This is a genomic window from Allobosea sp. P1_A7 (assembly GCF_056406775.1).
Genome location: NZ_JBFTZN010000390.1, coordinates 1 through 3,871 on the forward strand (window position 1 = coordinate 1; position 3,871 = coordinate 3,871).

Here is a 3,871-nt window from a genome sequence, read left to right on the forward strand (position 1 = left end):
CGCAAGATCACCGACGAGGACGCGGCGCCGTCGTCGCGCTGGCCGGCGCTGGTCGTGCTCGCGCTGACCGCGGTCGCGATCTACGTCAAGAGCCTCTTCCCCAGCCACGCCAAGTCCGATCTCGGTCCGCCCACTGAGACCCCGGGCGAGGATGCGGCTGGGGGAGGCCCCTCGAGGCAGGCGCAGGCCGAGGAGGCGGACAAGGAGGCCGAGGACGAGACCGGAGCAATCAAGAAAGGGCCCGAGGACGACCCGGCGCTCGGCTCCGGCGGCCAGGCTGTCGGCACGGCCGGGCTTGCCGCCTTCCTCGGCATCGATTCCCCGCCGATCGACTATGAGCAACTGCCGCTGCGCCGCTTCTCGCCGGCCAAGCTCGAGGATGTCTTCGGCGATCCGGCCAGCAATGACAACCTGACGCTCGGCCATGGCGGCGGCCTCTCCGGCAGTGCCGGCTCTGGCGGTGGCCATGACTTCGAGGGGATCGCCTCGGCCGGCGGCGGCTCGGGTGGCCACCACCCCGGCCCGGGCGGCCATTCCGGCCCGGGCGGCGAGAACCCTGGCGGACCCGGTGGCGAGAATCCCGGCGGTCCGGGTGGCCCCGGGAGCCCGCGCAGCAACCGCGCCCCGCTGCTTGCCGGCGTCGTCAACCTGCGCAGCATCGGGCGCTGCGAGACCCTGCTGATCACCGCGATCGGCCTGCTCGCAGGGGCACGCGACCCCGATGGCGATGTGCTGTCGATCCGCAATCTCACCGTCTCCAGCGGCACGCTGACCGCGGTCGAGGGTGGCTGGGAGTTCAGCCCGACGCCCGGCTATTTTGGCCCGGTGACGCTGAGCTATGAGGTCAGCGACGAGACCGTCGCGGTCGCCCAGACCGCGCTCTTCAGCGTCGTCGAGTTCACCGAGATCAACGGCACGGCCGGCGATGACAGCCTGACCGGGACGGAATGCGCCGACCTGATCGACGGGCGCGACGGCAATGACGTGATCGACGGCCGCGGCGGCTCCGACATCCTGCATGGCGGCGCCGGCAACGATTTCATCCGCGGCGGCGCCGGCCATGACCTGATCTATGCCGGCCGCGGCAACGACATCGTCTATGGCGGCGAGGGCAACGACACGATCTATGGCGGCGACGGCGACGACAAGCTCTTCGGCGAGGATGGCGACGACATCATCTATGGCGACGCCGGCAATGACATCATCATCGGCGGCAAGGGCAACGACCAGCTCTCCGGCGGGGACGGCAACGACCAGATCTCTGGCGGCGAGGGCAACGACCAGATCGCGGGGGATGCCGGCAACGACGTCATCCATGGCGACGAGGACGACGACACCGTCGATGGCGGCGCCGGCAATGACGAAGTTCATGGCGATGCCGGCGACGATCACGTCATGGGCGGCGCCGGCAATGACCAGGTCTATGGCGAGGACGGCGACGACATCCTCGACGGCGGCGCCGGCGACGACTGGATCGACGGCGGCGAAGGCGACAACACGATCTTCACCGGCGATGGCACCAACAGCGTCCGCACCGGCAACGGCAACAATGTTGTGACCGGTGGCGCTCATGTCGACATCGTCCAGTTCGGCGCCGGCCAGGACACGGCCCAGCTCGGCGCGGGCGACGATGCAGCGGCCGGCGGTGGCGGCGATGACCGGCTGTTCGGCGAGGATGGCGACGACACGCTCTCCGGCGACGACGGTGACGATGTGCTCGACGGCGGTTCCGGCGACGATCATCTCGCGGGCGGCGCCGGTGACGACCAGATCCATGGCGGGACCGGTGACGACATCGTCTTCGGCGGCGATGGGCGCGACCGGATCGAGGGCGACGCGGATGACGACATCGTCTTCGCCGGCGCCGGCGACGACCGGGTCGAGGGCAATGCCGGCAATGACCGGCTGTTCGGCGAGGCTGGTGACGACCGGATCGAGGGTGACGCGGGCGATGATGTCATCGATGGCGGGGCGGGCAACGATCGGCTCGAGGGCGATGACGGCGACGACGTGGTCATGGGCGGAGCTGGTAACGACCAGATCGCCGGAGATGCTGGCGACGATACGCTCGATGGCGGTACCGGCGAGGATCTCGTCAAGGCCGGCGCCGGCAACGACGTGATCATCGGCACGCTCGATGCCGCGGCCGATTGCTATGATGGCGGCAACGGCAGCGACACGCTGGATTACTCCCAGGCGACGCAATGCATCGACATCAATCTGGTCGAGGGCAAGGCGGTCAGCGTCGAGATCGGCGAGGACAGCTTCTCCAGCATCGAGGCGGTGATCGGCGGCAGCGGCAACGACCACTTCACCATCGGCGCTGATGCGGTGACGCTGACCGGCGGTGCCGGCGACGACTGCTTCTCCTTCGACGTGCCCTATGACGCGGACGATCGCGACCTGATCCACCGGATCCTCGATCTCGAGGCCGGCGACCGCATCGTCGTCAAGCAGTACCAGATCGGCACGGATGACGACCCCGCCGCCAATGCCGCTGCGGACGGAGCAGATCCGTTCGCCACGGCCTATGGCGACGAGGCCGACGCTGCCGGCCGGCCCTTCCACTTCCGCATCGAGAAGATCGGGGACGACGACCGCACCTATGTCGATGTCTTTCTCGAGCAGAACGACGAGAAGGACTACTCGATCGAGATCCAGGGCAGTCACAGGCTTTACTATTACTGACCTCGGCGCGGGGCCGCAGGGCCACGCATCCCGGGCGGGCGGACGGGAGAGACCAGCATGACCAGGCGCAGTATCGCATCGCAGGGGGATCACGAGCCGAACTTCGGGCTCGGCCGGCATATGCTTGCCGGTACCGCGCTTGCCCTGCTCTTGGTCGTCGGCTGCGGCGGCTGGGCCGCCAGCGCCCATCTCAACGGCGCCGTGATCGCCCAGGGCTCGGTCAAGGTCGATCAGAACCTCAAGGAGGTGCAGCACCGCGACGGCGGCGTCGTCCAGGCGATCGGGGTGCGACAGGGCGACCGGGTCGAGGCAGGCCAGACCCTGTTCTGGCTCGACGATGTCCAGACCAAGGCCGAGCTCTCGATCATCCGCTCGCAGCTCGGCGAAAATCTCGGCCGCAAGGCCCGCCTGATCGCCGAGCGCGACAACCTTGCCGCGATCACCTTCCCGGCCGAGTTTGCCCGATTCTCCGACGAGGCCAGCCAGATCATCCAGGGCGAGACCCGGTTGTTCGACGGCAACCGCACCAATCGCGAAAGCCGCAAGGAACAGCTCGAGATCAGCATCGTCCAGTCCGGTGAGGAGGTGAAGGGCCTCGAGGCGCGCCAGGTCGCCAAGGTCGAGGAGCTGCGCCTGGTCGAGCTCGAGCGCAACAAATATCTCGGCCTGTTCCAGAAGGGCTTCATCGACGGCACGAAGGTCTACAACATCAACCGCGAATGGGCCCGCCTGCTCGGCGAGCGCGGCGAGATCGAAGCCTCGATCGCCCGCGCCCGGCTGCGCGTCAGCGACGCCCGCCTCCAGATCATCGCCGTCGACGAGACCGCCCGCACCGAGGCCCAGCGCGAGCTGCGCCAGGTCGAGGCCAAGGTCTCCGAGCTCAGCGACCGGCGTCTCGCCAGTGAGGACCGGCTCTCACGCTCCGAGATCCGCGCCCCGATCGCCGGCATCGTCAACGAGTTGACCGTCTTCACCGTCGGCGGCGTCATCACCCCGGCCGCCCGTCTCGCCACCATCGTGCCGGGCGAGGCCAAGCTCACCGTCGAGGTCAGGATCGCGCCGACCGATATCGACCAGGTCAGGCCGGGCCAGCCCGCCCGCCTGCGCTTCTCCGCCTTCGCCAAGAATTCGACCCCGGAGCTGCCGGGCACCGTCAGCCATCTCTCCCCGGCGACCACCCGCG

The 3,871-nt window shown here is 68.7% G+C and carries 2 protein-coding genes; both read left to right on the top strand.

The genetic code is table 11. The features are described 5' to 3' along the window. A partial coding sequence (locus tag AC1D34_RS34835) for a cadherin-like domain-containing protein (RefSeq protein WP_476826695.1) occupies window positions 1-2,688 on the top strand: 2,688 nt, incomplete at its 5' end. Window positions 2,689-2,745: 57 nt separating this feature from the next. Then, window positions 2,746-3,871 (top strand): HlyD family type I secretion periplasmic adaptor subunit (locus AC1D34_RS34840; RefSeq protein WP_476826696.1); only part of this gene is annotated, 1,126 nt, incomplete at its 3' end.